26 protein-coding genes are annotated in these 26,899 nt (G+C 70.4%); 11 read left to right on the forward strand and 15 right to left on the reverse strand.

The genetic code is table 11. The features are described 5' to 3' along the window. Positions 1–1,069, forward strand: a 1,069-nt coding sequence (locus JWR86_RS14700) for a CoA transferase (protein WP_299566931.1), incomplete at its 5' end; no start/stop codon positions are given. On the opposite strand, the gene JWR86_RS14705 is transcribed toward JWR86_RS14700, so the two are convergent. Then, on the reverse strand, positions 1,066–2,187 hold the full coding sequence (locus tag JWR86_RS14705; protein ID WP_299566933.1) for a CaiB/BaiF CoA-transferase family protein: 1,122 nt from the start codon (positions 2,185–2,187) through the stop codon (positions 1,066–1,068). The two genes, JWR86_RS14700 and JWR86_RS14705, sit on opposite strands and share 4 nt — an antisense overlap. 40 nt (positions 2,188–2,227) lie before the next feature. Then, complete coding sequence (locus JWR86_RS14710) at positions 2,228–3,403, reverse strand: acyl-CoA dehydrogenase family protein (RefSeq protein WP_299566935.1); 1,176 nt, start codon at positions 3,401–3,403, stop codon at positions 2,228–2,230. 65 nt (positions 3,404–3,468) lie between these two features. On the opposite strand from JWR86_RS14710, the gene JWR86_RS14715 reads away from it, so the two are divergent. Then, complete coding sequence (locus tag JWR86_RS14715; protein ID WP_299566937.1) at positions 3,469–4,137, forward strand: class I SAM-dependent methyltransferase; 669 nt, start codon at positions 3,469–3,471, stop codon at positions 4,135–4,137. A 52-nt stretch (positions 4,138–4,189) separates the two neighbouring features. Here the strand turns inward: JWR86_RS14715 and JWR86_RS14720 are convergent, their stop codons facing one another. From JWR86_RS14720 to JWR86_RS14730, 3 genes are all read right to left on the reverse strand, one after another. Then, positions 4,190–4,708, reverse strand: coding sequence for a MaoC family dehydratase (locus JWR86_RS14720; protein WP_299566939.1), 519 nt, complete (start codon positions 4,706–4,708; stop codon positions 4,190–4,192). Between the two features lie 39 nt (positions 4,709–4,747). Continuing rightward, entirely contained in the window at positions 4,748–5,716 is a 969-nt protein-coding gene (locus tag JWR86_RS14725; RefSeq protein ID WP_299566941.1) for an NADPH:quinone oxidoreductase family protein, read from the reverse strand. A gap of 168 nt (positions 5,717–5,884) precedes the next feature. Further along, positions 5,885–6,700 carry a GntR family transcriptional regulator gene (locus JWR86_RS14730; protein ID WP_299566943.1) on the reverse strand — a complete coding sequence of 272 codons (816 nt, stop codon included), beginning with the start codon at positions 6,698–6,700 and terminating at the stop codon, positions 5,885–5,887. Between the two features lie 429 nt (positions 6,701–7,129). Here JWR86_RS14730 and JWR86_RS14735 point away from each other — a divergent pair, with 429 nt between their 5' ends. From JWR86_RS14735 to gcvA, 8 genes are all read left to right on the forward strand, one after another. Continuing rightward, a complete protein-coding gene (locus JWR86_RS14735) occupies positions 7,130–9,301 on the forward strand; it encodes a CoA transferase (RefSeq protein ID WP_299566945.1) in 2,172 nt (723 codons plus the stop codon). Beyond that, a complete protein-coding gene (locus tag JWR86_RS14740) occupies positions 9,298–10,077 on the forward strand; it encodes an enoyl-CoA hydratase/isomerase family protein (protein ID WP_299566948.1) in 780 nt (259 codons plus the stop codon). Before JWR86_RS14735 ends, JWR86_RS14740 begins: the two co-directional genes overlap by 4 nt. 7 nt (positions 10,078–10,084) lie before the next feature. After that, complete coding sequence (locus JWR86_RS14745) at positions 10,085–10,609, forward strand: MaoC family dehydratase N-terminal domain-containing protein (protein WP_299566950.1); 525 nt, start codon at positions 10,085–10,087, stop codon at positions 10,607–10,609. After that, positions 10,606–11,088: an acyl dehydratase gene (locus JWR86_RS14750; RefSeq protein ID WP_299566952.1), complete on the forward strand. Its 483-nt coding sequence runs from the start codon at positions 10,606–10,608 to the stop codon at positions 11,086–11,088. Before JWR86_RS14745 ends, JWR86_RS14750 begins: the two co-directional genes overlap by 4 nt. Before the next feature lie 21 nt (positions 11,089–11,109). Next, on the forward strand, positions 11,110–12,081 hold the full coding sequence (locus JWR86_RS14755) for a hydroxymethylglutaryl-CoA lyase (RefSeq protein WP_299566953.1): 972 nt from the start codon (positions 11,110–11,112) through the stop codon (positions 12,079–12,081). Further along, the gene (locus tag JWR86_RS14760) at positions 12,078–13,445 is read left to right on the forward strand and encodes an MmgE/PrpD family protein (RefSeq protein WP_299566954.1); all 1,368 of its coding nucleotides are present in this window, start codon (positions 12,078–12,080) and stop codon (positions 13,443–13,445) included. The genes JWR86_RS14755 and JWR86_RS14760 overlap by 4 nt, the downstream gene beginning before the upstream one ends. Before the next feature lie 8 nt (positions 13,446–13,453). Next, positions 13,454–14,713 (forward strand): acyl-CoA dehydrogenase family protein, encoded by a 1,260-nt coding sequence (locus JWR86_RS14765; protein WP_299566956.1) that lies wholly within the window; start codon positions 13,454–13,456, stop codon positions 14,711–14,713. Positions 14,714–14,807: 94 nt separating this feature from the next. Continuing rightward, the gene (gene gcvA / locus JWR86_RS14770; RefSeq protein ID WP_299566958.1) at positions 14,808–15,812 is read left to right on the forward strand and encodes a transcriptional regulator GcvA; all 1,005 of its coding nucleotides are present in this window, start codon (positions 14,808–14,810) and stop codon (positions 15,810–15,812) included. Here the strand turns inward: gcvA and JWR86_RS14775 are convergent. Continuing rightward, positions 15,757–16,593, reverse strand: coding sequence for an aspartate dehydrogenase (locus tag JWR86_RS14775; protein WP_299566960.1), 837 nt, complete (start codon positions 16,591–16,593; stop codon positions 15,757–15,759). The genes gcvA and JWR86_RS14775 overlap by 56 nt on opposite strands. A gap of 237 nt (positions 16,594–16,830) precedes the next feature. Then, positions 16,831–18,336 carry an ATP-binding protein gene (locus JWR86_RS14780; protein WP_299566962.1) on the reverse strand — a complete coding sequence of 502 codons (1,506 nt, stop codon included), beginning with the start codon at positions 18,334–18,336 and terminating at the stop codon, positions 16,831–16,833. A 221-nt stretch (positions 18,337–18,557) separates the two neighbouring features. Here JWR86_RS14780 and JWR86_RS14785 point away from each other — a divergent pair, with 221 nt between their 5' ends. Continuing rightward, positions 18,558–19,283, forward strand: coding sequence for an SDR family NAD(P)-dependent oxidoreductase (locus JWR86_RS14785; RefSeq protein ID WP_299566964.1), 726 nt, complete (start codon positions 18,558–18,560; stop codon positions 19,281–19,283). 40 nt (positions 19,284–19,323) lie between these two features. On the opposite strand, the gene JWR86_RS14790 is transcribed toward JWR86_RS14785, so the two are convergent. From JWR86_RS14790 to JWR86_RS14825, 8 genes are all read right to left on the reverse strand, one after another. Further along, positions 19,324–20,289: a tripartite tricarboxylate transporter substrate binding protein gene (locus tag JWR86_RS14790; protein WP_299566966.1), complete on the reverse strand. Its 966-nt coding sequence runs from the start codon at positions 20,287–20,289 to the stop codon at positions 19,324–19,326. Between the two features lie 65 nt (positions 20,290–20,354). Further along, positions 20,355–20,684 carry a hypothetical protein gene (locus JWR86_RS14795; protein ID WP_299566968.1) on the reverse strand — a complete coding sequence of 110 codons (330 nt, stop codon included), beginning with the start codon at positions 20,682–20,684 and terminating at the stop codon, positions 20,355–20,357. 1 nt (position 20,685) lies between these two features. After that, entirely contained in the window at positions 20,686–22,050 is a 1,365-nt protein-coding gene (locus tag JWR86_RS14800) for an acyclic terpene utilization AtuA family protein (protein ID WP_299566970.1), read from the reverse strand. A 69-nt stretch (positions 22,051–22,119) separates the two neighbouring features. Beyond that, positions 22,120–23,340 carry an acyl-CoA dehydrogenase family protein gene (locus tag JWR86_RS14805; protein ID WP_299566972.1) on the reverse strand — a complete coding sequence of 407 codons (1,221 nt, stop codon included), beginning with the start codon at positions 23,338–23,340 and terminating at the stop codon, positions 22,120–22,122. Then, entirely contained in the window at positions 23,337–24,491 is a 1,155-nt protein-coding gene (locus JWR86_RS14810) for an acyl-CoA dehydrogenase family protein (RefSeq protein ID WP_299566974.1), read from the reverse strand. The genes JWR86_RS14805 and JWR86_RS14810 overlap by 4 nt, the downstream gene beginning before the upstream one ends. After that, complete coding sequence (locus JWR86_RS14815) at positions 24,488–24,970, reverse strand: MaoC/PaaZ C-terminal domain-containing protein (protein ID WP_299566976.1); 483 nt, start codon at positions 24,968–24,970, stop codon at positions 24,488–24,490. The genes JWR86_RS14810 and JWR86_RS14815 overlap by 4 nt, the downstream gene beginning before the upstream one ends. Continuing rightward, entirely contained in the window at positions 24,967–25,632 is a 666-nt protein-coding gene (locus JWR86_RS14820; protein WP_299566978.1) for an acetate--CoA ligase family protein, read from the reverse strand. Before JWR86_RS14820 ends, JWR86_RS14815 begins: the two co-directional genes overlap by 4 nt. Continuing rightward, a partial coding sequence (locus JWR86_RS14825; protein ID WP_299566980.1) for a CoA-binding protein occupies positions 25,629–26,899 on the reverse strand: 1,271 nt, incomplete at its 5' end. The genes JWR86_RS14825 and JWR86_RS14820, both read right to left, overlap by 4 nt.

Genomic DNA, 26,899 nt, shown 5'->3' on the forward strand with positions numbered 1-26,899 from the left:
GGAGGGGCCGCTCGCGGCCGAGGCGCTGCTCGCCCGTCTCGGGCCGCGCCCCGCCGCCGCAAGCGCCGGCCCCTCCCGTCCGCTCGAAGGGGTGCGGGTGGTGGAGGTCGGGCCCTACACGGCCGGGCCCCTGGCCGGGCGCTATCTGGCCGATCTCGGGGCCGAGGTGATCAAGGTCGAGTCCCCCGGCGGCGAGGTCACGCGCTCGTGGCCGCCCCGCTTCGGCGGGCACGGCGGCTATTTCGTCAATTGCAACGCCGGCAAGGCGTCGGTCGTGCTGGACCTCAAGGCGCCGGAGGACCGGGCCCGCTTCATCGCCCTGGTCCGCACGTCGGACGTGCTGCTCGAGAACCTGCGCCCCGGCGCTCTCGGCAAGCTCGGGCTCGGCCCGGCCGATCTCCGCCGGGTCGCGCCCCGGCTCGTCTATGCCTCCGTGTCCGGCTTCGGCCGCGATGCCGGGGCCCGGCCGGCCCTCGACAGCGTGGTGCAGGCCGAGGCCGGGCTCATGTGGCTCGTGGGCGCCGGGGAGCGGCCGCAGCGGGTCGGAATCTCCATCGCCGACCAGGCAGCCGCCCATGCGGCGCCGCTGCTGATCCTGGCCGCGCTGCGCCAGCGCGACAGCACCGGCGAGGGCCAGGATGTCGACCTCGCCATGGAGGACGTCCTCGGCTGGATGCTGGAACTGGCCTGGCCGGACGGCGACCCCGCCCTCGCGCCCTGGTCGACGGTGCCGGCCGCGGATGGATGGGTCGTGGCCCGGGCCGAGAGCGAGGCGGTCGCCGCCGTTCTCTCCGGGGCAGGGGAGCTTGCCCGGGAGGGCGTCGTCGCGAGGTTGGCCGCGGCCGGCATCGAGGCGCTGGCCGTGCTGGAACCGGGCGAGGCCCTGGCGCACGAGGCGGTGCGGCGGCGCGGCCTGGTTCAAGCCGTCCCGACCGGCGCCGATGCGACGGTGCCGGTCCTCTCCGCGCCGCACCGGTTCGGCCGGGGCCCGCTGCCGATCGGCGCGCCGCCCGGGCCGGCCGGCCACGATGCCGGCAGGCTCTTGGACGGTTTGCCGGCTGAAGGCTAGCGGCCCGGCGGATCGGGGAAGAACTCGCCGTTGTGCTCGCCGAGCCCGGGTTCGCGCAGCACCGGGCGGGCCGGCTCGTCCTGGAAGCGGATCGCCGGCGCGATGTGGCGCCGCCCGTCCGGGCCCGTCAGAACCATCTCCCTGAAGGCGGCATGCTCGTCGTCGAGCGCCTCCGGCAGCGTGTTGACCGGGGCGAAGCAGACATCGAGCGGCTTGAACCACTCGATCCAGTGGCTGAGCGGCTTCTCCCGGAACACACCCTCAAGATAGGCCATCAGTGGCCGCTGGTGCGGCCCCGGCCCCTGCTCGCAGAGCGGCACGAAATCCGGCCGCCCGAGCGCGTTCAGGAGATTGCGGACGAACTTGATCTCCTGGCCGCCGAGCGCGAGGTGGCGCCCGTCCTGCGTCTCATACAGCCGGTAGAAGGCCGAGCCACCCCAGGAGCGCTCCTCCTTCGGCACCGGCTGGCGGCCCTCCGTGAAGGTCGGGCCGAGGCCGTTCGGGACCGCCGCCAGGGTGGCGTCGTGCATGGCGATGTCGAGGTAGTCGCCCCGGCCGGTGCGCTCGCGCCGAAGCAGCGCCATCAGCACGCCGGACAGCGCCTGCAGCGAGGCCAGCATGTCAGCCGCCACGATCCCCGGCATGGCGGGCCGGTCGTCCGCCCCGAGATTGATCGACAGCGCGCCCCCCAGGGCCTCCACGGCGAGATCGTGCGCCGGCCGCAGCCGATAGGGCCCGTCCTGCCCGAAGGCGCTGATGGAGCAATAGACGAGCCGCGGGTTGCGGGCGCTCAGCGTCGCGTAATCCACGCCGAGCCGCGCCACGACGCCCGGCCTGAACGCCTCGATGAACACGTCGGCCGTGTCGGCCAGTTCCAGCAGCCTCTCCCGGTCGCGGCTGGTCTTCAGGTCCAGCACCACGCTCTTCTTGCCGCGGTTCAGGTTGCGGAAGAACACCGTGCTGGGCCCGTCGCTCAGGCCGATATGGCGGCCCGGATCGCCCTCGCCGGGCTGTTCCACCTTGATCACCTCCGCCCCATGATCGGCAAAGGCGAGGCTGAGATACGGTCCGGGCAGGAAGACCGAGAGGTCGACGACCCGCAATCCTTCCAGTTTCATCGGCTGCCGTCCTGGTGCGCGGGGCGGGACGAAGACGCGGTCACGCCGGGTTCCTCTTCACCCATTGCCGCGAGATGATCATGCGCTGCATCTCGTTGGTGCCTTCGCCGATGCAGGTCAGCGGCGCGTCGCGGTAGAGCCGCTCGATGTCGTATTCCTTGGAATAGCCATAGGCGCCGTGGATCCGCATCGACTCGATCGAGTTCTCGAGCGCGGCCTCGGAGGAGAAGAACTTGGCCATCCCGGCCTCCAGGTCGCAGCGCTCGCCCCGGTCATAGGTCCGCGCGGCGTCCAGCGTCAGGAGCCGCGCCGCCCTGGCCCGGGTCACCATCTCGCCGAGCTTGAGCTGGATCGCCTGGTGGTCGCAGATGCGCTTGCCGAAGGTCTTGCGGATCTGGGCGTAGCTGGTGGCGAGCTGCAGCGCGCCTTCCGCGATGCCGACGCCCCGGGCCGCCACGTTGATGCGGCCGAGCTCGAGCCCGCCGGTGGCCTGGTGGAAGCCCTGGCCTTCCACGCCGCCGATCAAGTTCTCGGCCGGGATGCGGTAATCCTCGAAGATCAGCTCCGCGGAATCGATGCATTTGTAGCCGAGCTTCTCGAGCTGGCGGCCGACCCGGAAGCCGGGGCCCTTCGGGGCGATGAACAGGCTCATGCCCTTGTAGCGCGGATCCGCCTGCGGATCGGTCTTGACCAGGAGCGCGACCACGGAGCCCTTGATGCCGTTCGAGATCCAGGTCTTCGTGCCGTTGATGACGTAATCGTTGCCGTCGCGCCGGGCCGTCATGCGGATGCCCTGGAGATCGGTCCCGGCATCGGGTTCGGTCAGCGCCAGCCCGCCCCGAACCTCGCCGGTGGCGAGCTTCGGCAGCCACGTCTCCTTCTGGCCCGGCGTGCCGAACCGCTCGATCGCCGCCGCCATGATCAGGTGCGAGTTGAAGATGCCGGTCAGCGCCATCCAGACGCTGGAAATCCGCATCACGATCTCCGCATAGGTGGTCGCCGGCAGGCCGAGCCCGCCGTATTCCTCCGAGATGGTGGCGCCGAACAGGCCGAATTCTTTCATCTGCTCGACGAAAGCGTCCGGATAGGTGTTCTCGTGGTCGAAATGCTTGACGGACGGGCGAATATCCTTCTCGATCCAGCGATCGATGGTCGCGAAGAGTTGCTCTTCTTGTGCCGGATCAATGGTGCGCAGAGTTGGGGCGGGTGCGGTCACGTGTGAACTCCCTTGAATGTCGGGTGCGGATTGTCAGCGGGGCCAAGGCGGGCCAAACGACACGGATGGATTCCCTCTCGGTCACCCTCGAGGCGTTCGGCGACACGGGCTCGCGCCCGGTGCTGGACATCGGCTGCGGCGGCGGCGCGCTGGTGCGGGCGCTGGCTCGGGCCGGGCTGCAGGCGGTTGGGATCGACCCGAGCGGGGCCGCCGTGGCCGAGGCCGCCCGGCGGGCGCCGGCGGCGCGGGTCTGCGTGGCGGCTGCGGAGCGGCTGCCCTTCCCGGACGGCAGCTTCGCCGGTGCGGTCTTTCTCAATTCGCTGCACCACATCGGCCCGATGGAAGAGGCGCTGCGGAGCGCCGCCCGCGTCGTCGGCCGCGGCGGCCCGGTCGTCGTGGTCGAGCCGCTGACACAGGGCAGCTTCTTCCGGGCGTTCCTGGCCATCGAGGACGAGACGGCCGTGCGGGATGCGGCGCAGCAGGCCATCGCCGCCGTCGTGGCCGAGGGCGTGTTTGCGCTCCGCCGCAGCCTCGAATGGGACCGGAGCGATCCGTTCGCCGGCATCGAGCAGTTCCTGGAGCGGGCGGCGGCGGCCGATCAGAGCCGCGACCGCGTCATTCGCGAGCGGCGCGCCGAGATCGAGCGCGCCTTTGCGGCCGAGGCGGTGCGCACGCCCGAGGGCGCTTACGTGCTGATCCAGCCGCTCCGGGCGCACATCCTCGCCGTTGCCTGACCGGGCCGAGAGCGCCGGCCCGAGGGACGACCCGCCCGGCACGGCGCGCATCTCAGTAATCGGCGATGTCCTCGACCGCGTGTCCGCGCTTCGGGATCAGCATGGTGCGGTCGAATTCGCAGACCAGCTTCTTGTGCTGATTGAATCCGCGGGTCCGCACATCGACCACCCCGGCCGTCGGGCGCGATTTCGACTCGCGCTTGCCTGTCACCTCGGTTTCGCTGGACAGCGTGTCGCCGGCGAAGACCGGATGCGGCAGCCTGATCTCCTTCCAGCCGAGATTGGCGATCGCCTTCTGGCTCACATCGGTCACGGTCATGCCGACAATGATCGCCACGGTGAGGGGCGACGCCACCAGGCACTGCCCGAACTCGGTGTGCTTGCCGTACTCCTCGTCGAAGTGGAGCGGGTGCGTGTTCATGGTCAGCAGCGTAAACCAGATGTTGTCCTGCTGCGTGATCGTGCGCCTCGGCCGGTGCTCGTAGATGTGCCCGATCTCGAATTCTTCGTAGTAGCGCCCGAACGACTCCCGGAAGCGATTCGGTCCCATGACGTTAGAGGTAGATAACATCTGGCCCTCCCGACCCGTCACTTGAAAGCGTGACGTGGCTCACGTGTGCAGAACGACCTTGCCCATCGCGGCCCGGTCGAGCAACCGGCGCAGCGCCCGTCCGGCCTCCGCCAGGGGATAGGTTTCGGTGACCGGCGGCCGCACCTGGCCGGCCTCGTACATCCGGCAGAGATCGGCGAAGGCGCGCTTGTCGATCGAGAGCTTCCTCTCCCGGTAGAAGCTCCAGGACAGGCCGATGATGTCGCAATTCTTCACCAGCACATGGTTGGCGGGCACCGTCTGGCGCTCGCCGCCCGCGAAGCCGACCACCAGGATGCGGCCCTCGAAGCGAATGCACTTCAAGGCCGACCGGAAGGCGTCGCCGCCGACCGGATCGAACACCACATCGACGCCGCCGGTCAGGTCCCGGATCGCCGCCACGACGTCGCCACGCGAATCGATCACGTGATCGGCGCCGTGCTTGCGGGCCAGTTCCTGCTTCTCCGGCGTGCTGGCGCTCGCGATGACCGTGGCGCCGAGCGCCTTGCCGACCTCCACGGCCGCGATCCCGACCCCGCCAGCCGCGCCGGTGACGAGCAGCACCTCGCCGGGCCGGAGCCGGGCCCGGTATTCGAGGCCGACATGGGCCGTGCCGTAGGAGATCGGGAACGCGGCCGCCTCGTCGAAGGACATCCCGGCCGGCATCCGGAACACGTGGTCGGCCGGCATGACGGCCTCCTCGGTGAAATAGCCGAAGCGCGCGTAACCGACGGCGCGGTCGCCGGGGGCGAGGTGGTCGACGCCGGGGCCGACCTCCAGCACCTCGCAGCCGGCCTCCATGCCGGGGATCAGCGGCAGCGGCGGCTTATGCTGGTACTGGTTCGAGATCATCAGGGAATCGGCGAAGTTCACGGCGGCCGAGCGCACGCGAAGGCGCACCTCTCCGGGCCCGACCGGCCGGGACGGGATCTCGCTCAGCACCAGGTCCTCGGGCCCGCAATGCCGCTCAATCTGAATTGCCCGAATCAACCCGTCCTCCCGCTGCGGCTTCGGCCACGGCGACGTGCCGCGCCCTTGCCTCGTCGCTTTACATGCAATTCCGGATGCAACAAGGGCCGAGCGCGGCCATCGGCACGGCGCGGCGGGGTCTGCCCGGGGCTGGCCGGGCGGCGCGGCCGGGCTGCCCCGCAGGACGGCTCAGAGCACGTCGAAGGAGACGTGGGGCAGTTCGTAGAGCTGCGACAGCAGCGCGTCGCGGGCGGACAGGATGTGCTTGCGAAGAACGGTGAGCGCGCCGCGCTTGTCGTGCGCGGCCAGCATCTCGAGCAGGCGGGTATGCTCGGTGGCGGCGAGCTTGCTGCGGTCGTAGCGGTAGCCTTCGTGGCGGCGCTTCAGCGCCAGCCGCTCGAAGGTCTGGGCCAGGATGCGGACCACGTAGCGGTTGCCGGACAGCTCGGCCAACTTCAAGTGGAACAGCATGTCGGCCAGGATGCGCTCGGTGAGCACCTGGGCGTTGATGAACTCCTCATAGCGCCGGGCGGAGGCGACCAGCGTGTTGAGGGCGGTGCGCGACAAGGGCCCGCGCTCGAGCGTCACCTGCAGGGCGAACAGCTCCAGGGCTTCCCGGGCGCCGTACAGGCCATAGGCCTCGTCGCGCGTGATGCCGGTCACGTAGAAGCCGCGGCGCGGCAGCCGCGTCACGAATCCCTCCTGGTACAGCCGCTCCAGCGCCTCGCGCACCGGGGTGCGGGACACCTTCAGGGCCTCGGCCAGTTCCTCGTGGACGAGCTTGCGGCCCGGCCCGAGCTGCCCGGCCAGGATCATCCGCTTGATGCTGCTGTAGGTTGCGGAGTTCCGGCTCGGCGCCGTTTCGCGACTCTCCGCCCCAGCAGCCTCGACGATATCCCAGATCGCCTGCCATTCGAGCTTGGGCTGCTCGGCGGCCGGCGGCTTCTTGCCCGCGCCGATCGGGCTGCGGGCCGGCCGGCTCCCAAGAGGACGTTCTGCGGCCACTACGATGCTCTCCTGCGCACCGCAGTGTCGTACGATGCAAATGGCTGCCACGCAAAGCGCCCCGGGCCGGCGTTCTGCATCCAGCACGACTCCGTGATGCGTGGGCCGTGCCCCCGGAGGGTGTGCCGGGCCGGGCTTCCGGGGCCGGCGCTCCGTGTGCTGATTTCCATTGCCACGTTGCTCCCGACCCAAGGCAGGCCGCGCGATCGACCGGCCGTCGACGCCCTGTCATACAGCCACGGGTTCCATTGCGCAGCCCAATTTTTCATGCAATTTGGTATCCTATCCTGACGAAAGGATACCTCGGGGCGGCCTCCGGATCCGAGGAGAACACAGCTTAGGGGCAGGGCGCTTCGGCCTGCCATTGTGCATGATGTACTCGCTCCGACCGTCCAACCCCGTACCCTTGCTCAACCGACGAGGCGCCGCGTGACCCGGTCCCTTCCCCTGGCCGGCGTGGTCGTTGTCGAACCTGGGGCTCGCATCGGCGCGGCCGTGTGCGGCTCGCTCCTCGCCCATCTGGGCGCCACCGTGATCGTGCCCGAAGGGCTCGCGGCCGACGGCGGGGGCAAGTTCCGCCACCGCGACCAGATGATCGCCGGCAAGCTGAGCGTCCGGGCGGACGCGGACATGCTCGACCGGCTTGTGGCCCGCAGCGACATCGTCCTGCTGTCGAGCGACCTGGATCCCGGCCGGCGGCCCGGGGCCTGGCCCGGAGCGGCCGGGCGGGTCGAGTGCGATGTCACCGCCTTCGGCGACAGCGGGCCCATGGCCGGCCTCGCTTTCTCCGACGCTCAGATCCAGGCGCTGTCCGGCATCATCGACACCACCGGGATGGCCGATGGGCCGCCAGCGCCGATCCGGCTGCCGATCGTCGAGTTCATGACCGGCGTCTATGCCGCTGCCGCGTGCCTCAGCGCCTGGCGGGTCCGGCGCCTGGGGGGCAGCGGTCAGGCGATCGACATGTCGCTCTATGACTGCGCCTTCGCGTCCATGGCGACCTTCCTGCCCCGTCTTCTCGATGGCAGCGGCGCCAGCGTCGGCCGGGTCGGCAACCGCCATGCCATGGCCTCGCCCTGGAACGTCTTCCAGGCGCAGGACGGCTGGGTGCTCGTCTGCGCCGCGAGCGACATGCAATGGAGCCGCATCTGCGAGGTCGTGGGACGTCCCGAGCTGGCCCAGGATCCGCGCTACTTGCGGGTGGCCGATCGCGTCGCCCGGCATCGCGAGGTGGACGGCATCCTCCAGGGCTGGATCGGCGCGGGCAGCATCGCCCGCTCCATCGAGGTGCTCGGGCGCGTCGGCATTCCCTGCGGGCCGGTCACGCCGGTTGACGGGTATCCGCGCGAGGCCAATCTGGAACACCGCAAGGCGGTGCTGCGCGTTCCCGGCCCCGGCGGCTCGGCGCCGATCTTCGTTCCCGCCTCACCCTTGCGGATGAGCGGAACCCCGGCCGTGTCGCCGGACCGCATCCCGGAGCCCGACCAGGACCGGGCGGCCGTCGCCCGCCTGCTCGATGAGCCCCGGTTCGCGCCGCTCAGCAGCGCCGCCCGGGCAGGTGCCCTGCCGCTCTCTGGCATCCGGGTTCTCGAGATCGGCCATTACACGACGGCACCGCTCAGCGCCCGGCACCTGGCCAATCTCGGCGCCGACGTCATCAAGATCGAGCCCGCGACCGGCGAGGCGGTGCGCGACTGGGCCCCGGTCAAGAACGGCACCGGCTACTTCTTCGTCTACACCAACGCCGACAAGCGCACGCTGGTCCTCGACCTGGAGACGGCGGACGGCGTCGCCACCCTGAAGGAGCTGATCGCCCGCTCCGACGTGCTGATCGAGAACCTGAAGCCCGGGGCGCTCGCCAAACGCGGCTGCTCGGCTGCGGAGATCGCCCGGGTCAACCCGCGCATCGTCTACTGCCCGGTCTCCGGCTTCGGGGCCGACACCATCTACGCCGCGAGGCCCGCCTACGACACCGTGATCCAGGCCATGTCAGGCTTCATGGACCTGACGCGGGCCGGCGATGTGCCGGTCAAGTCCGGCATCTCATCGGCCGACATCATGGGCGCCGAGATGGCGGTGGTCGCCGTCCTGGGCGCGCTCGAAGCGCGGGACCGCACCGGCCTCGGCCAGGCGATCGACCTGTCCATGCAGGATGTCGGCTCCTGGCTCACCATGCCGCTCTGGAATGGCGACGAGGCCGCCCCGCGTCCCGCCGTCGTGGCCGCCCGGGACGGCTTCGTCATGGTCGAGACGGTGTCGGGCGAGGACGTCCCGGCTGCCATCGGCATGGCGCCGGAGCGCGCCGGCGAGATGTCGCGCGCCGAGCTGGCCGAGGCTCTGGCCCGGCAGGGTCGGCGCGCCGCGCCCGTCCTGACCGCGCAGGAGATGCTGCATTCCGACCAGACCCGCGAGCGCGGGCTTCTGTATTACGGGCGCGCGCCGGACGGCGAGGAGTGGCCCCTGGTCGCGAGCCCGCTTCGCCTCAAGGGCACGCCTCCGGTGCTGCGGACCCCGATGGGAGCTCTCGGCAGTGACGGCCCGGCCATTCTGGCGGAGCTCAGGCGGGACGCGACCCCCGCCGTGAGGGGAGCCGCAGGATGACGGCCCCGAACTTCCGCCACCTCGATTACGAGGTCCGCGACCGCGTCGCCGAGATCACGATGCGGCGTGAGCCGGTCAACGCGATCGACCACGCGCTGATTGAGGACATCAACGAGGCCTACCGGACGGCCAAGGCCGATCCCGGCGTGCGGGCCATCATCCTGACCAGCGCGTTCGAGAATGCGTTCAGCGCCGGGATGGACCTCGCCATGATCCGCAACGCCCGCGGGCTCGATCTGCGGCGTTATCTCGAGAAGCTGTATTTCGAGATGCACGACCTGCAGTACCGGATGGGCAAGCCGACCATCGCGGCGCTGACCGGGCCGGCGCGCGCCGCCGGTGTCACACTGGCGGTGTCCTGCGACGTGCTGATCGCCAGCGAGACGGCCTCGCTCGCCTATCCGGAGATCGATGTCGGCGTGATCCCGGCGATGCATTTCGTGCACCTGCCGCGGCAGATCGGGCGCCACAAGGCCTTCGAGCTCCTGTTCAGCGGCAAGCCGATCAGTGCGGCCGAGGCCTGTTCGCGCGGCATCCTGAACCGCGTGGTCCCGCCCGGGCAGGTGATGGACGAGGCCCGCAAGCTGGCGCGCGACTTCGCGTCCAAATCGCCCCTGGTCATGCAGCTCGCCCGGGACTCCTTCATGCGGGCGAACGACTTCGAGTACCGCCGCGCCATCGAGAACGTGGTCGAGACGATCTGCAACATCATCGAGACCGATGACGCCCAGGAAGGCCTGAACGCCTTCAACGAGAAGCGGCGACCCAATTGGTGACGGCAAGATGATCGAGGAACTTCGCAAGTATATCGGCGTGCAATCGGACTGGGAGACGGCCTGCGACCGGGTCGAGGCCGGGGCCGTGCGCCGCTTCGCCCAGGCCATCATGGACGAGGATCCGGCCTTCGGGCCGCAGGGCGAGGACCGCTTCGGCGGTCCCGTCGCACCCCCGCTCTATCCGATGATGATGTTCCGGCGCCCGCTCGGCGCGCCGGACCCGTTGCGGATCCACGCCGGCGACCCCGAGTTCGACGGCATCGGTCAGGGAAGCAGCGTCACGCGCGGCCTGCCGGAGATCGCGCCGCTGGCCGGCTGGGCCATCCTGAACGGCGGCACCGAGGTCGAGCTGTTCCGCTACGCGCGGCACGGCGAAACCATCCGCATGCGGTCCCGCTACGCCGACATCACCGAGAAGGATACGAGCAAGGGGCCGATCGTGCTTGTGGTCACCGAGACCGAAATCGCCACCCCGGACGGGGAGGTTCTCTTGCGAGCCCGCCGCACGCTGATCCGGAGGAAGCCGCGATGACCCTTCCGCACGGGCAGCTGGTCTTCGAAGACGTGGAGGCCGGCCAGGAGGTCGACGCGCTGGTCAAGGGGCCGCTCGGCACCATGCACCTGATGCGCTGGTCCGCCGCCATGGAGAACTGGCACCGCATCCACTACGACCGGACCTTCGCGCAGGAGCACGACAAGCTTCCCGACATCCTGATCAACGGCTCCCTGAAGCAGCAATTCATTCTGCAATGCCTGAAGGATTGGGCGGGGCGGGCCGGCTGGGTGTGGAAGGTCGGGTTCCAGTTCCGGGCCATGAACCTGGTCGACGAGACCCTGACCGTCTGGGCTCGGGTCAAGGCCACGCGTGACGTCGGCCCCTATGGCCTCGTCGAGCTCGAACTCGGCATCCGCAACGGGGCCGGAACCGAATCCACGCCCGGCACCGCCACTGTGGCGCTGCCTCATCGCGGCGGGGCGCCCGTGCCCTATCCGTTCCGCGCCCCCGCCTGACCTGTCCGAGGAGCCGCCGCCATGTCCGACCTGCCCAAGGCGATCCAGATCAACGAGGAGGGGCCCCGCGAGGGGTTCCAGTTCGAGCGCGGGCCGATCCCGACCGCTCGCAAGATCGAGCTGATCGACAGCCTGTCCGAGACGGGCCTGAACCAGATCCAGGTCGCCTCCTTCGTGAACCCCAAGAACGTGCCCGGCATGGCCGATGCGGACGAGGTGGTGGCCGGCTTCACCCGCCGTCCCGGCGTCCGCTACACCGCGCTGTGGCTGAACGAGAAGGGCCTGCAACGGGCGCTCGCGACCGGGCGGCTCGACGTCAAGGGCTCGCTCTCGCTCACCGCCTCCGAATACTTCCTGAAGCGCAACCAGAACCGCACGGCGGCCCAGGACCTCGAAGCCGAGCGCAGCATCGCCCGCATGTACCGGAGCCTCGGCGTGCCGGTGGAGCGGACCTCCATCCGGGCGGCCTTCGGCTGCAACTACCAGGGCGACGTTCCGGTCGCCCACGTGGTCCGGCAGATCGGCAGCCTGATCGAGGCCGCGGGCGAGGAGGGGTTCACCATCAAGCTCGTGTCCCTGGCCGACACCATGGCCTGGGCCACACCCGCCTCCGTGAAGCGGCTGGTCGGGGCCGTGCGCGAAGCCCATCCGAACCTCGACGTGGCGCTGCATCTGCACGACACGCGCGGCATGGGCATCGCCAACGCCTATGCCGGGCTGGAGATGGGGGTGACGACCTTCGATTCCTCCGTCGCCGGGCTCGGCGGCTGTCCCTTTGCCGGCCATCGCGGCGCGGCCGGAAACGTCTGCACCGAGGACCTCGTCTTCATGTGCGACGAGATGGGGATCGCCACCGGCGTCGACCTGCAGAAGCTGATCGCCTCCGCCCTCCTGGCCGAGGAGGTCGTCGGGCATCCGTTGCCAGGCTCCGTCATGCGCGGCGGAACGCTCGCCGCGCTGCGGGCCGCGGCCCAAAGGGCGGCTGCCGCATGAGCGCGGTTCGTCTCACCCAGGAACTCGGCGCCTTTGCGTCCGGACTCGATGCCGCGAAGACGCCGGCCGAGGCGCGAGCCCGCGCCATTGGCGGCTTCATCGACTGCATGGGCGTGATGATCGCCGGCGCCAGCCAGGATGCCGCCGCCATCGTGCGCGCGGTCGAGCGGCCGGCTGGGGGAGCGGCCACGCTGTGGCCCGGCGGCGAACGCGCCGTGCCCCGGAGTGCGGCCCTGATCAACGGCACGGCCGCCCATGCGCTCGATTTCGACGACACGGGCCTCAAGGGCCATCCGAGCGCCGTGCTGGTGCCGGCCATTCTGGCCGTGGCCGAGGAACTCGGCAGCAGCGGCGACCGCATGGTGACGGCCTATCTGGCCGGCTACGAGACCTGGGCCGAGCTGATCTACCGGGAAACGGACCAGCACCCGACCAAGGGCTGGCACATCACCGGCATCTTCGGGGCGATCGGTGCGGCCGCGGCCTGCGCTCATCTGCGAGGGCTGGACGCCCGCACCACCGCGACGGCGATCGCGATCGGGGCGTCCCAGAGCTCCGGGCTGCTGTCGAATTTCGGCTCCATGACGAAGCCGCTCCATGCCGGGCTCGCGGCCAGGTCCGGCGTGTTCGCGGCCGAACTCGCGGCCGCCGGAATGAGCGCCTCCGAGGACGCGCTCGAACACCCGCAGGGGTTTCTGGGGGCCGTGTCGCCGGCCGGCCGCATCGACCTGACCTCGCCGGTCCAGGCCGGCCGCACCTGGCGCATGCTGTCGGCCGGGCTGAACGTGAAGAAGTTCCCGATGTGCTACTGCACGCACCGGGCCATCGACGGCGCCCTCGACCTGCGCCGCAAGCACGGCCTGACCCTCGACGACATCGCCGATGTCGAAGTGGCGATGAGCGCCCGCAACGCCACCATCCTGCGCCACCACGGCCCCCAGGAGGAGCTGGAAGCCAAGTTCAGCATCGAGTTCGCGATGGCTTCGGCCTTTGCGGCCGGCAACGTCGGGCTGGCCGAGGTCCGTGACGACTTCGTTCTCCGGCCGGAGATCCAGGCCTTCTTCCCCCGGGTCCGCACGCGCACCGATGTGGAAAGCGACCCGGTCACCGGCCACAGCCGCTTCGACAAGGTCGAACTGCGCCTGAAGGACGGGCGCGTCGTGGACAGCGGCGAGATCACCGCCGCCCGCGGCGCCGCAAGCGTTCCCCTCACACCCGCCGAGACCTTCGCGAAGTTCAAGGCGTGCCTCGACAGCGCGGGCTCGTCCCTGGATCCGGACGCGCTCTTTGAGCGCCTGACCGGCCTCGATGGGGTGGCCCGGGCGCAGGATCTCTTCGCCGTGCGTGCGAGCGCGGCGGCATAGGAGCGATGATGAGCGATCACACGACGGTTCCGCCCGGGGGCGGGTCCGCATCCCCGAGCTATGGGATCGAGACGAGCCAGAGTTCGAGTTTCGAGCTGCCGCCGGATGTCGTCGAATACCGGGACCTGGCGCGCCGCATCGTCCGCGAGGAGATGCTGCCGCTGGAGCAGGAGTTTCTGGCCAGCACGGGCCACGCCTATGGGCTGAAGGAGGTGCTGTCGCTGAAGGCGGTGTTTTCGCAGGCGGTGGTCGACCGGCTCGTGAAGATCTCGCGCGACACCGGCTTCTGGTACCTCTTGGTGCCGGAATCGCATGGCGGCAGCGGGCTCTCCATGCTGGCGCGCGTCGCCGTGATGGAAGAGTTCATGTATACGGCGGTGCCGTTTCCGTTCGCGAACGTGCCGAACATCCTCTACCATTGCAAAGGCGAGCAGGCCGACAAGTACCTGACGCCGGTGATCGAGGGTCACAAGACCACGAGCTTTGCCCAGACGGAGCCGAATGCCGGGTCCGATCCGGGCGGCATGATGCAGACCCGGGCTGTTCGCGATGGTTCCGACTGGGTGCTGAACGGCACCAAGATGTGGATCTCGATGGCGGCGGAGAGCGACTTCCTGCTTGTCCAGGCCGTGACCGATTCCACCAAGCGCCAGCGCGGCGGCATCACCATGTTCCTGGTGGACCGCGACAATCCCGGCCTCAAGGTGGAGCAGCCCGGCATCCGGACCTGGCTCGGCCCGCGCGCCGCGCAGTACATCGTGCATTTCGACGATTGCCGGGTCAGCGATGCGGCGGTGCTGGGCGAGGTCGGCAAGGGCTTCACGCTCGGCCAGACCTGGCTCACCATCCACGATCGGCTGATGCGCGGGCCCTATGCGCTGGGCAAGATGCAGCGCGCGCTGGACATGTGCGTCGACTACGCCAAGCAGCGCGTCACCTTCGGCAAGCCGATCTCGGAACGCCAAGCGGTGCAGTGGAAGCTGGTCGACATGTATGTCGACATCCAGGCCCTGCGGGCGCTGGTCTACGAGAACGCCGCCCGGGCCGACCGGGGCCAGGACGTCCGCAACGAGGCCGCCATGGTCAAGCTGTGCGCCTCCGACTGGGGCACCCGCACGCTCGACCACGCCATCCAGATCCACGGCGCCATGGGCGAGTCGCTCGAACTGCCCCTGACGCTGTTCTACCGCTACGTCCGCAACACCCAGATCGGCGGCGGCACGAGCGAAATCCAGCGCCACCTCATCGCCCGCAAACTGCTGAGCTGAACCGCCACGGCGCCGGGCCCACGCCCCCGGCGCCGCGCCGCCGCGCTCCGGCGCCGGCTTGCCAGGGCGTCGGGGATTGCGGCATGGGTGGCCGGTGGCCCGGCAGCTGCCTCCCCTCATCGCGCTGAAAGCCTTCGAAGCCGCCGCCCGGCATCTCAGCTTCACGTCAGCCTCGCACGAGCTGAACGTCACGCAAGGCGCCATCAGCCGGCACGTGAAGACGCTCGAGACCTATTTCGGCACGCCCCTGTTCCACCGGCGCCAGCGCGGGCTCGAACTCACGCCCGAGGCCGAGGCCTACCACCAGACCGTTCGCGAGACGCTCGACACGCTGGAGCGCGCCACGCGTCGGCTGCTGGCCCGGTCGGACCGCCGGGTCCTCACGCTCACCGTGCTGCCCACCCTCGCCATGATCTGGCTCATTCCCCGCCTGGCGGAGTTCAACACCCTGCACCCCAATGTCGAGGTGCGGCTGATCACCTCGATCCTGCCGGCCGATTTCGCCACGGAGATCGACCTCGCCATCCGGGTCGGCCAGCCGGGCCCCGACGGGGCGGAGGCGGACCGGGCCCGGATCGAGCTCGTGATGTGCGAGGATTGGCGCGGAATCGCGGCCGATCCCCTCCTGCCCGACCGCCTCGTGCCGGTCTGCACGGAGGCTCTCCTCCAGCGCGGCCCGCCGCTGCGCCGACCCGGCGACCTCGCCGGCCACGTGCTGCTGCACAACGCCACCCGCCCCCATGCCTGGGCCGATTGGCTCCGGGCGGCGGGGGCGGCCGGGGTGGATCCGAGGGGAGGGGTCTCCTACGGCCACTTCTTCATGGTTCTGCAAGCGGTGCTGCAGGGCAGGGGCGTCGGCTGCGTGCCGCATGTGCTCGTGGCCGACGATCTCCAGGCGGGCCGGCTGGTCGCGCCCCTGCCGCAGCCCGTGGAGAGCGCCGGCGGCTATCACCTTCTCTACCGGCGGCGGGACCTGGACGAGCCGCTGATCCGCCTGTTTCGCGACTGGCTGGTCGGCGAGGCGCGGCTCTTCGCCGGGCGTCTCACGTCCCTATCTGGACCGGGCTCGTCAGGCGACGCAGGGCCGCCAGGATGCTGAGCGCGGTGATCCGGCCGGTCTTGGGGTTCTCGTCGCTCGGGATGTTGGCGATCGACATGGTGAAATCGGCGCTGTCGCTTTCGACCGTGATGGTGTGACGGTTCCGGTCGAGGCCGGGAACAGCCCAGATTTCGATGGTGGTGCGGTCGGGCCCGATGCCGGCGAGGCTCAGCGCCGCCGCCACGTTGACGTTGGCCGGGAAGCCCACGACGGCCTCGCGGGCCGTGCCATCGAACACCTTGAGGGGTTCGGACAGCGCCGACACGTCGATGTTGTTGCGAACGAGGTAGGGCGCCCCTTTGAGCCCGGCAGGCGGCTTGCGGGTCACCATGGTGACCCTTCTGATCTCGCCCTCGGCCGCCGCCCGCACCGCGTCGAGGCCGAGCAGCGCGCCGCTCGGCACCACGATGCGGCCGTTGTGGCGCCGCGCCAGGTCTTCGACGTCGGTGTGGGTCAGCAAGGCGCCGACACTGATCACGACCAGGGTGCGGCCGGCCTCGAGAGCCGGCACGGCGAGCTCGCGAAACACCTCCGCGGGCGCGCATTCGACCACGATGTCCGCATGCCGGCCGAGCTCGGCCAGCGGCACCACCGGAACCGGGCTCCTGAACCCGGCCACGACGGCGGCGGCCCGCTCCGTGTTGCGGGCCGAGACGGCGGCGAGGCGCAGCCCCGGCAATCCGTCGTCGAGCGCGCGGGCGAGCTTCTGGCCGATGGCCCCGAAGCCGCCAATGGCGACCGTCTTGGCGCCGCTGTCCTGGCCCGCAATGTTGGCACTCATGTTCGTCCTCGGCGGCGCGAAAACCGGAACTGGGTCCGGTCGCGAAAATAGGGGGCCGCCCACAGCACCGCGCGGCGGGCGACGTCAAGCGCGGATCATCCGCAGCCGCGGCGCCCGGCGCAAACGAAATCTAGGCCGGATCCGCATGAGCAAAACTCATGGGCTGCCGTGGCCCGCCCCGGGCCCAGCGGCCGGGTGGCGCCGGCGGCATGAGTACGCGGCGGCCCCGGCGACGGGCTAGGCGGTGCCCCGATGCCGAGCGGCCGTGCGGGCCATGTCCGGTTCACCGGGCCGTGTTTCGACCCCGAGTTCCGGGATGGCGATGATGGGCGCCCCGCGGAAATCTCGTCGGGTGACGATGGCCCCGCGTTCCTCGAGATGGCCGATCACACGCCGGGCGCGGCCGCCGGAACTGGTGCCATAGGCCTGGGCGAGGGCCGCATCGGACGGGCAGGGCAGGCCGTCGAGCGCGGCCCGGGCCACCACCAGAAACAGCCCGGCGAGGTCGTCCGGCAGCTGGGCGGCGAGGGTCTGGGCGCGCTCCCAGCCCGGCCCGTCCATCACCTCCTCGCCGGCCTCGGCCCGCGCCACGGCGAGCCGCCGGCGGAACTCCGACAGGGTCATGGCCTCGCCGCCGAGCCGCCTGACCCGGCAGCGGACCAGGAAGTCCTGATACAGCACCGCAGCCGTGCAGGTGAGCGCATCGGCGTCGGCCAAAACCTCGGCCAGCACGCTGGCGATGGCCGCCTCGCGCTCGGCCGGATCCACCGGCTCGGCATCGGCCGGCTCGGCGGGCGGCGGAGGCCGGTACGCGGCGAGTTGCACCAGCACGTCCTGGCCTGGCGGCCGCGGGCGGGGCCGCGGCGCACCGGACCCCTGCAGCGGCGAGCGGGCCGCCGGCACGGGTGCGAGCACCAGCGTCCGGACCTCCGCGCTGGGCGGCGGCGGCGCCACGAGGGCCGGGGCGGCGCCCCGGCTTCCCGTTTCGGTGGGGCCGATCTCGACCGTGAGAGGGCGCCGCGACAGGGCCGGACCGAGCGCCACGAACTGCCCCGGCGTGAGATCGCGAAACGCTTCCGCGCTGCGCCGCTCGAGCCCGAGCAGGTCCGCGGCGCGCGCCATGTCGATGTCCAGAAAGGTGCGGCCCATGAGAAAGTTGGAGGCTTCCGCCGCCACGTTCTTGGCGAGCTTGGCCAGGCGCTGGGTGGCGATCACCCCGGCCAGGCCGCGCTTGCGGCCGCGGCACATCAGGTTGGTCATCGCACCCAGCGACAGGCGGCGCGCCTCGTCCGACACCTCGCCGGCAATGGCGGGCGCGAAGAGCTGCGCCTCGTCCACCACCACGAGCACCGGGTACCAGAGCGACCGGTCGGCCTCGAACAGCCCGTTCAGAAACGCGGCGGCGGCCCGCATCTGGCCTTCCACGTCGAGCTCGTCGAGGGACAGCACGGCCGAGACGCGGTGCTCGCGCACCCGCGCCGCGATGGCCCGCATCACGTCCTCGTCCGCCTGGGCCTCGATCACCACATGGCCGAACCGCTCGGCCAGGGTCACGAAGTCGCCTTCGGGGTCGATCACGACCTGCTGCACGAGGCCGGCGCTGCGCTCCAGCAGGCGGCGCAGCAGGTGCGATTTCCCAGACCCCGAATTGCCCTGAACCAGGAGGCGGGTCGCCAGCAGCTCCACAAGGTCGAGCGCGGCCGGCTGGCTGCCGGCCGTGCCCAGCTCGATCTGTCGCCCCATGTGCCCCCCGTTCCGCAGCGCTCGGGATAGCACGCGCAGAGCTGTTCCGGTTCGGCCGTCCACGGAGCGTCCACAGGGTGGACGCCGCAGGCGGCCGAGGAGGCGAGGGGCGCGCCTGAGCCGGCGAGGCGCCTTGCCTCGCGCCCTCCTGTCGGTCAGACGCGACCGTGGGGCCGCACGGCCCCGCTTGGACGGCCAACGCCGCCATCCCGGGGGAAACCATGTCGGTCAGCTACAACTTCACCGGCCGCACCGCGATCGTGACGGGCGGCGCGAACGGGATCGGCCGCGGCGTGGCGGCCCGCCTGCAGGCGGCGGGCGCGACGGTGGCGGTGTGGGATCTGGCCCGGGGGGACCTCGCGGGCGTGCTCCACGCCGAGGTGGACGTCACGCAGGCCGATCAGATCGGTCGGGCTTTGGAGGAGCTCCTCGCCGCGACCGGCCGCATCGACATCCTGATCAACAATGCCGGCCTGACCGGCGGATCCTGCGCCGTCGAGGCCTTCGACCCGGCGCAGTGGCGCCGCGTCATCGACGTGAACCTGACGGCGGTGTTCGAGGTGTCGCGCCGGGTGGTACCGGTGATGCGGGCCGCCGGGCGCGGCCGCATCGTCAACATCGCCTCGCTGGCCGGCAAGGAAGGAACGCCCTTCCTGTCCGCCTATTCGGCCGCCAAGGCAGGCGTGATCGCCTTCACGAAGTCGCTCGCCAAGGAGCTGGCCGATACCGACATCCGGGTCAACAGCGTCGCGCCGGCCGCCGTCGAGACCGACATCCTGAAGCAGATGAGCCGGCCGCTGGTGGAGACGATGATTGCCAAGAGCCCGCTCGGGCGGCTCGGCACCGTGGAGGAGGTCGCCGAGCTGGTGCTCTGGCTGTGCTCGGACGCCTGCTCGTTCAGCACCGGGGCCGTGTTCGACGTCTCAGGCGGACGGGCCACCTACTAGCGCGGGCAGCGCCTGTCGGCACCGCCCGCCTCCGTCCGGCTTACTGCTTTTCGATCCCGGCGGTCTCGACGACGTCACGCCACTTCTCCGTCTCGCTCGCCCGGAAGGCGGCGAGCTCCTGCGGGGCGCAGGCATGGGGAATGCCACCGACCTTGCCGAAGAACTCCTTGGCGCCCGGCGCGGCGATGGCGCTCGTGAAGGCGCGGTTCAGCGTCTGCACCAGCTCGGGCGGCGCGCCGGCCGGCAGGAAGGCCGCGAACCAGCCGATCAGCTCGTAGTCGGGCACGCCCGCTTCCATCATGGTCGGAACGCCCGGGAACGATTCCACCCGTTGCGCGGTCGTCACGGCCAGTGCCCGCAGGGCCCCGGAGGAGACCTGACCCATGGCCGTCGTGGCGTCGGCCACGAAGGTGTCGACATGGCCGCCCAGGAGATCGTTGATGATCTGCGGCGCGCCCTTGTAGGGCACGTGCCGCAGGTTGGTTCCGGTCCGCATCTTGAACAATTCGGCCCCGGCCCGGGCCGAGGAGCTGCTCGCCCCGAAGGTCAGGTCGCCCGGCTTCTGCTTGGCCAGCGCGACGAGCTCGGCCACGGAGTTCACCGGCAGCGTCGGCCGAACCACGAGGACGAGCGGGATCCGCATCAGGCATGAGACGGGCGTGAAATCCCCCGCCGGATCGTAGGGCAGGGCGCGATACAGGCTGAGATTGGCCGCGTGGGTCGTGTTGGACCCGATGAACACGTTGTAGCCGTCCGGCGGCAGCCGCACGAAATCTTTCACGGCCACGATGCCGTTCGCGCCGGGCTTGTTCTCGATGATGACCGGCTGCTTCAGCTCGGTGGACAGCTTTTCACCCATGTAGCGGGCCAGGCTGTCCGTCGCGCTGCCGGCCGGGAACGGCACGGTGAAGCGGATCGGGCGGGCCGGATAGGTTTCCGCCTGTGCCATCGCACCCGGCAGCAGGGCTGCTGCGGCGGCGAGCGAAAGCAGGGTTCTCCTCAGCATTACGTCGTCCTCAATCTCGGTCTGGCTTGGCCGGCGCGGTGCGCCGGCGGAGGGGGGTGGGCGTGTCAGGCCGCATCCGCGGCGGGAGCATCGACGACCGGGAGGCGCAGCACGCCGTTGCCCAGCGCCTTGCCGGTCTGGTCGAGGCGGAGGGTGCGGGTCGCGCCGCCCCCAAGCGCCCGGCGCATGACGACCATCACGGCCTCGATGTTGTCCATCGGGTAGACCTCGACCTCGCCCCGGACCCAGTCGCCGAACAGGGCCTTCACGGCCGCGGGCGTGACCGTGCGGAGGACGGCCGGGTAGTCGGCCGGCGTGCGGGCGATGACGCCGACGGAGACGCTGTCGCTCTTGTCGCCCGAACGGACGTAGGCGATCTCGTGCAGGAACGGCATGTCAGGCCTCCAGAATCTCGACGCGCTGGCGCACGGCGTCGCGCGGCACCAGGGTCGGCCACACGGAGATCACGGGGCGGGGCTTGAGGGGGGCCCCGAAGGACGTCCCGCCCGGTCCCATGATCCAGAGCTGCGCGCAGGCGCGACGGACCTTCTCGGCCTCTGCCTTGGTGTCGGTGTGCACCGCGACCCGCAGGCCGACCTCGTTCGGGTCGTAGGTCGGAACGCCGGCCGCCGGGCCGTGCAGCATGTTCACGCCCACGAGGTCGAACTGGACCTCGTCCGCCTTGAGGCCGAGGCGCTCGAAGCGCTCCAGCATGGTGATCTTGGCCTTCTCGGCCCGGCCCAGGGCGTCCGGCCAGGGGAAGAACATGATGCCTTCGCCGATCCAGCCGTCCTCGTAGCCGATGATCAGCTTCAGCATGTCCGGGCGGCCACGGCCGCCCATCTGGCTGACCCGCACGCGGTCGGGGCCGATCTCGTCGAGCCGCAGCCGCGTGAAGTCGGCGACGCCGTCCGGCATGATGTAGCTCGCCGGGTCCATGACCTCATAGACCAGGTGTTCCTTGACCGTGTGGGCGTCGACGCGCCCGCCGGACCCGGGCACCTTGGTGATCACGGCGGTGCCGTCCCGGCTGAATTCGGCGATCGGGAAGCCGACGCGGCCCATGTTGGGCATCTCGGCGAAGCGGGACGACATGCCGCCCGTCGCCGCCGAGGCGCATTCCATGACGTGGCCGATCGTGATGCCGGCCGCGATTAAATTCGGGTCGGTGCGATCGTAATCCCAGTCGAGCGCGTGCATCAGCGGCCCGACATAGAGGGCGTTGTCGGAGACACGGCCGGCGACCACGACGTCGGCGCCCTGATCCAGCGCCTCCCGAATGCCGGACGCGTCCGTATAGGCGTTCGCCGCGACCACCCGGTTGCGGATGCGCTTGAACTCGGTGTCGCCCGTGTCGAGGTTGGTGAGCGGCACGCCCGCATCCATCAGCTCGTCGATGCGGTCGATCAGGTTGTCGCCTTCGATCAGCGCGATCTTGGTGCCGGTGAGGCCGAGCGAGCGAGCCACCTCGGCCACCTGGGCTGCGCCGGCGCGCGGATTGGCCCCGCCGCCGTTGCAGACGATGCGGACCCCCTTCTCGCGAGCGAGAGGCAGCAGCGCGGCCATATGGGCCGGCAGGTCGGAGATGTAGCCGGCCTTGGGGTCCTTGCCGCGCTGGCGCTGCAGCAGCGCCATGGTCAGTTCCGCCAGGTAATCCATCGACAGGAAGTCGACATTGCCCTCGCGGAGCACCTCCAGGGCCGGGTCGAGGGCGTCCCCCCAGAAGCCCGAGCCGGCGCCCAATCTTACAGTGTCGGGCATCGCAGCCTCCCCAAAAGCCGGCGCGGCAAGGCGGCCGCCCGATCTGTCCCAAGCCTAGGCGTCACGGCCTCAGCGGTCAACGTTTTCCGGAACTGCGTTCCGCAGAGTGGACGGGCGACGGCGCGGCGGATGCCGGTTCGCGTCCTTCCAGCCGAGCGCGTCCTCGGCGATCAGCACGCGCTGGACGTTGGGCGAGCCCTCGCCGGTGGCCAGCATGGCGATATGCGCCGAGAAGAAGCCGACCGGATAATCGGCCGCCAGCGCATAGCCGCCGAAGATCTCGGCCGTCGCCTGTGCCGCGCGCTTGGCCGCCGCGCCCGCAAAATACTTGGCATAGGAGGCCGCGCGCCGCGCCGGCGCGCCGGCATCCATCAGGGCCGCGGTCTGCCGGGTGAGGAGGCGGGCCGCCTCGATCTCCACCGCCATGTCGGCGAGCTGCTGCTGCACCATCTGGTAGCGGCCGATTGCCTGCCCGCCGACCACGCGGGTGCGGGCATAGTCGCGTGCGAGGTCGAAACAGGCCTGGGCCGCCCCGACCAGCCGGGAGGCCACGCTGAGCCGCCCGTAATCGAGCGCCCCCATGGCGACCTTGAAGCCCTCGCCCTCCTGGCCCAGCCGATTCTCGACCGGCACCTCGACATCGTCGAGAAACACCGCGCAGGAGCGGATCACCGGGGACAGGCCCGGCATGGCGATGGGCTGGGTGGAGTAGCCCTTCTGGGTCTTCGGTTCGATCACGAAGGCGCTGACGCCGGCATGGCCGTCGTCCCGCGAGGTGCGGGCGAAGATCAGCCCCGCCTCGCACTGGTCGGCGAGGGTGATCCACATCTTGGAGCCGTTCAGCACGTAGCGGTCGCCGCGCCGCTCCGCGACCGTCTTCATGGAGCCGAAGGCGTCGGAGCCGCCGCCCGACTCGCTCAGCCCGAACATGCCGATGCGGCGCCCGCCGATCAGGTCGGGCACGAACCGCCGCACCTGGTCGTCCGTGCCCCAGTTCCAGATGGTGAGCGGGCAGGTCATGGCCTGCGAGTTCATGGTCACGCCGAGATCGGGGCGCTGCCGCGAGATCTCCTCGGCGATCACCGCCACGGCCCCGAAGCCGAGCCCCGTGCCGTTCACCTCCTCCGGGAAGGCAGCCCCGAACAGGCCCGCTTCGCCCATGCTCCGCACGACGCCGTGCGGAAAGGTGCCCTCGCGCTCGTGCCCACCCATCACGGGCAGGACGTCCCGCTCGATCAGGCGCCGGACGGAGTCGCGGATGTCCTCGTGCTCGCTGGCGGATCCGATCACGAGCGGGCGACCTTGGCGGTCATGCTCTTGGCGATGATGCTGCGCTGGATCTGCGACGTGCCGCCGCCGATCGTGCTCTGCATGCCCTCGCGGAAGTAGCGCTCCATGTCGGCCTCGGGCAGCATGGAATGGCCGCCGAGAATCTGCATGCCGTTGCGCGAAACGGTCTGCAGCGTCTCCGAGGCGAAGAGCTTCGCCATGGCGACCTCGCCCGAGCAGGGCTGGTGGCGCGAGGCGAGTTCGGCGGCCCGGTAGACGAGCAGGCGCGCGGCGTCGACATGCGTCTGCATGTCGGCCAGCATGTGCTTGATCACCTGGAAGTCGAAGATCGGCCGGTCGAACTGCACCCGCTCGTGCGCATAGACCAGCGCGTCCGAGACGGCCGTCTGGGCATTGCCGACATAGGCGGCCGCGACGGCGATCCGCTCGAGTTCGAGATGGTCGGTGATGATCTCCCAGCCCTGTCCCTCGCGTCCGAGCAACTGGCTGACGGGCACGCGCGCCTCGTCGATGAAGATCTCGGTCGTGCCCGTGGCGCGGCGCGACAGGGTCGGCAGCCGGCGGATCTCCAGCCCGGGCGTGTCGTTCGGCACCAGCAGAACCGAGAGGCCCTTGTGCTTCGGCGCATCCGGATCGGTGCGGACCAGCATGGCGATGACGACATCGCGGGCCGCCGCGCCCGAGCACCACAGCTTCTGGCCCTTGATCACGTAGTGATCCCCGTCGCGCCAGGCGCGCGTCCGGGTCGAGGCCGCGTCGGAGCCGGCGCTCGGCTCGGAGATCGAGATCGAGAACCTGATCCGGCCCGACATGAAGGCTTCGAGGTAGCGGGCCTGCTGGTCCTCGGAGCCGAACTTCACGATGTTCATGGCCGTGAAGGTCGGCACGAGCACGCAGGTCGCGAAGTCGAAGCCGTACTTGCCGAGCCCTTCGCACATCAGGGCGTAATCGAAGATGGTGCCGCCGTGCCCGCCGTTCTCCTCCGGGATCAGGAGGCGCATGTAATCGGCCGCCGCCAGCTTGGCGTATCCGTCATACGGATACTCGCGGCCCTGGTCGCATTGCCGGATGTATTCCCGCGTGATGGTGTCCGTCATCATGCGGTCGACGGAGTCGCGCCACATGATCTGGCTCTCGTCGAGAAAGTTCATGACGTCACTCCGTTGGTTTCGGCAGGCGAGGGCGGCTCGACAGCGAGGCGGGTCTTGCGGATGAGCAGCTTGAACTGGCAGCTCATCACCGTCTCGCGGCGCTGGTTGAAGCCGATGAGCCGGGACGTCGCGACGCCGAAGCGGCCGCCGCGGTCCTCGAGGCCGATCACCTCGCTCTGCGCCCAGAGCGTGTCGCCGATCAGGGTCGGCTTGTGGAAGCGCAGCTCGTCGACGCCGTAGAAGGCCTCCACGACCTCAGGGTCGAACGGCAGCAGCGCGTTCACGATCGAGAAGACGAGCGTGCCCTGCACGATGCGCTGGCCAAACATCGCCCGCTTCGCGAATTCGGCGTTGCTGTGGATTTCCAGCCAGTTGCCGGTCAGCATGCAGAAATTGACCACATCCGTCTCGGTCACGGTGCGACCGCGCGAGGTCTTGCGCTGGCCGGCCTCCAGCTCTCCGAAAGGCTTGTCGATCATGGCTCGGCTCCTTCGGGGGCGTGCAGGATCATCAGCGCGTCCGCGGCGACGACGCCGGTGGGCAGCACCATGACCGGGTTGATCTCGATCTCGCGGATCAGGTCGGCATGTTCGGCGTAGAGCGCCGACACGCGCGCGATCAGGGTGGCGAGCGCAGCCCGGTCGCCGGCTGGCTTGCCGCGCGCGCCGGCGAGCAACTGTCCGGAGACCCGCCCGTCCAGCATGGCGCCTGCCACGGCGAGGTCGGCCGGCGCGAGCCGGATCTCGGCCTCGTCGATGATCTCGACCAGGATGCCGCCCGGGCCCGCCAGCACCACGGGCCCGAAGGTCGCGTCGCGCTTGCAGCCGACGATCCACTCGGCGACCACGCCCTCCACCATGCGCTCGACCAGCACCGTTCCGGCCGGGTCCTTGCTCAGCATGGCGGCGCCGATCGCGGCGGCCTCGGCCGCGTCGACGCCAAGGCGGACGAGGCCGTGCTCGGTCTTGTGCGGGAAGCGGTCGGAGGCGAGCTTGACGACGCTGCGTCCGCTTGCCGGGGAGGGCTCCGGAATGGCGATGCCGGCGAGGGCCAGCACCCGCTTGGTGTCGGCCTCGTGGACAATGCGCCGGCCGGCGGCTGCCCAGCCCTCCAGGAGGGCGCGGATCTCGCGGCCGCTCACGACACGAGCCCCGTGTTGCGGAGCGCCAACAGGCCGGTCAGGGCCCGGGCCGGTGCGTCGAAGGTCGGAATGCCGGCCTCCAGCAGCAGCGCGGTCGCGCCGGGATTCTGGTCGGCTCCACCGGTCCAGACCACGATCACCGGCTTGGTGCTGGCCCGGTTGGCCGCAATGATCGCCTCGGCAAAGGCCGGGTCCTGCGAGAAGGTGACGACGACCACGAGGGCGTCGATCCCGGGCTCGCGCAGCACCACCTGCAGCGCCTCGTGCATGATGCTCGATTTGGCGACCGCCGTGCCGGTGAGATCGACCGGGTTCCGGGTCGCCCCGTAGAAGGGCAGGAGGCGCCGCAACTCGCTCTGCGTCCCCTCCGAAAGCTCCGGCACCACGAAGCCGCTGGTCTCGGCGAGGTCGGTCATCTCGACCCCGAAGCCGCCGGCGATCGAGACCACCGCGACCCTGGAGCCGTGCAACGGCTTGCCCATGAACAACGCGGCGGTGGCGTCGATGGCGGCGGCGCTGTCACGCGCCCGCACAATGCCGAGTTCGCGGAACACGCCCGCGGTGACCCGGTCGTCTCCGGCGAGTGCGCCGGTATGGGAGGCCGCGGCCTCGCCGCCGGCCTGGCTGCGGCCGCCCTTGAGCACCACGAGGCTCCGGCCCTGCTGGCGCAGCCGCCGGGCCGCCGCCACGAACCGCTCCGGGTCGCGCACCTGTTCCAGATAGGCGAGCACCACCTTCACGTCCGGGTCCTCCGCGCACCATTCCAGGAGGTCGGTCGCGGTGACGTCGGTCTCGTTGCCGGTGGTCACCACCGCCCGGAAGCCGATGCCGCGGCGGCTCAGGCGGTTCGCGATCATGCCGGACAGGGCGCCGGACTGGGAGATCAGCACAACGGGGCCGTCCCGCATGTCGTTGAACATCGGGCTGAACGTCATCTGCAGCTTGTGCCGCGGACACACGACGCCCTCGCAATTCGGGCCGATCATCCGGAAGGGCGCGTCGCGCAGAATGTCCCGGAGGGCGAGTTCGTTGGCGCGCCCGGCCTCTCCGGATTCCGCGAAGCCGGATGTGATCGCCACCACGGCGCCGACCCCCGCCGCCGCGCAATCGCGCAGACCCTCCAGGCTGTGTTCGGCCGGAACCACCAGCAGGGCGACGTCCACCTCGCCCTCGATGTCACGGACCGAGCTGACGCAGGGGCGGCCCAGGATCTCGCCGCCCTTGGGGTTCACCGGGACGATGCGGCCCTCGAACCCGTTCTGGTCCA

Origin of the sequence: Enterovirga sp. (assembly GCF_028290205.1) — a bacterium.
GTDB lineage: Bacteria > Pseudomonadota > Alphaproteobacteria > Rhizobiales > Beijerinckiaceae > Enterovirga.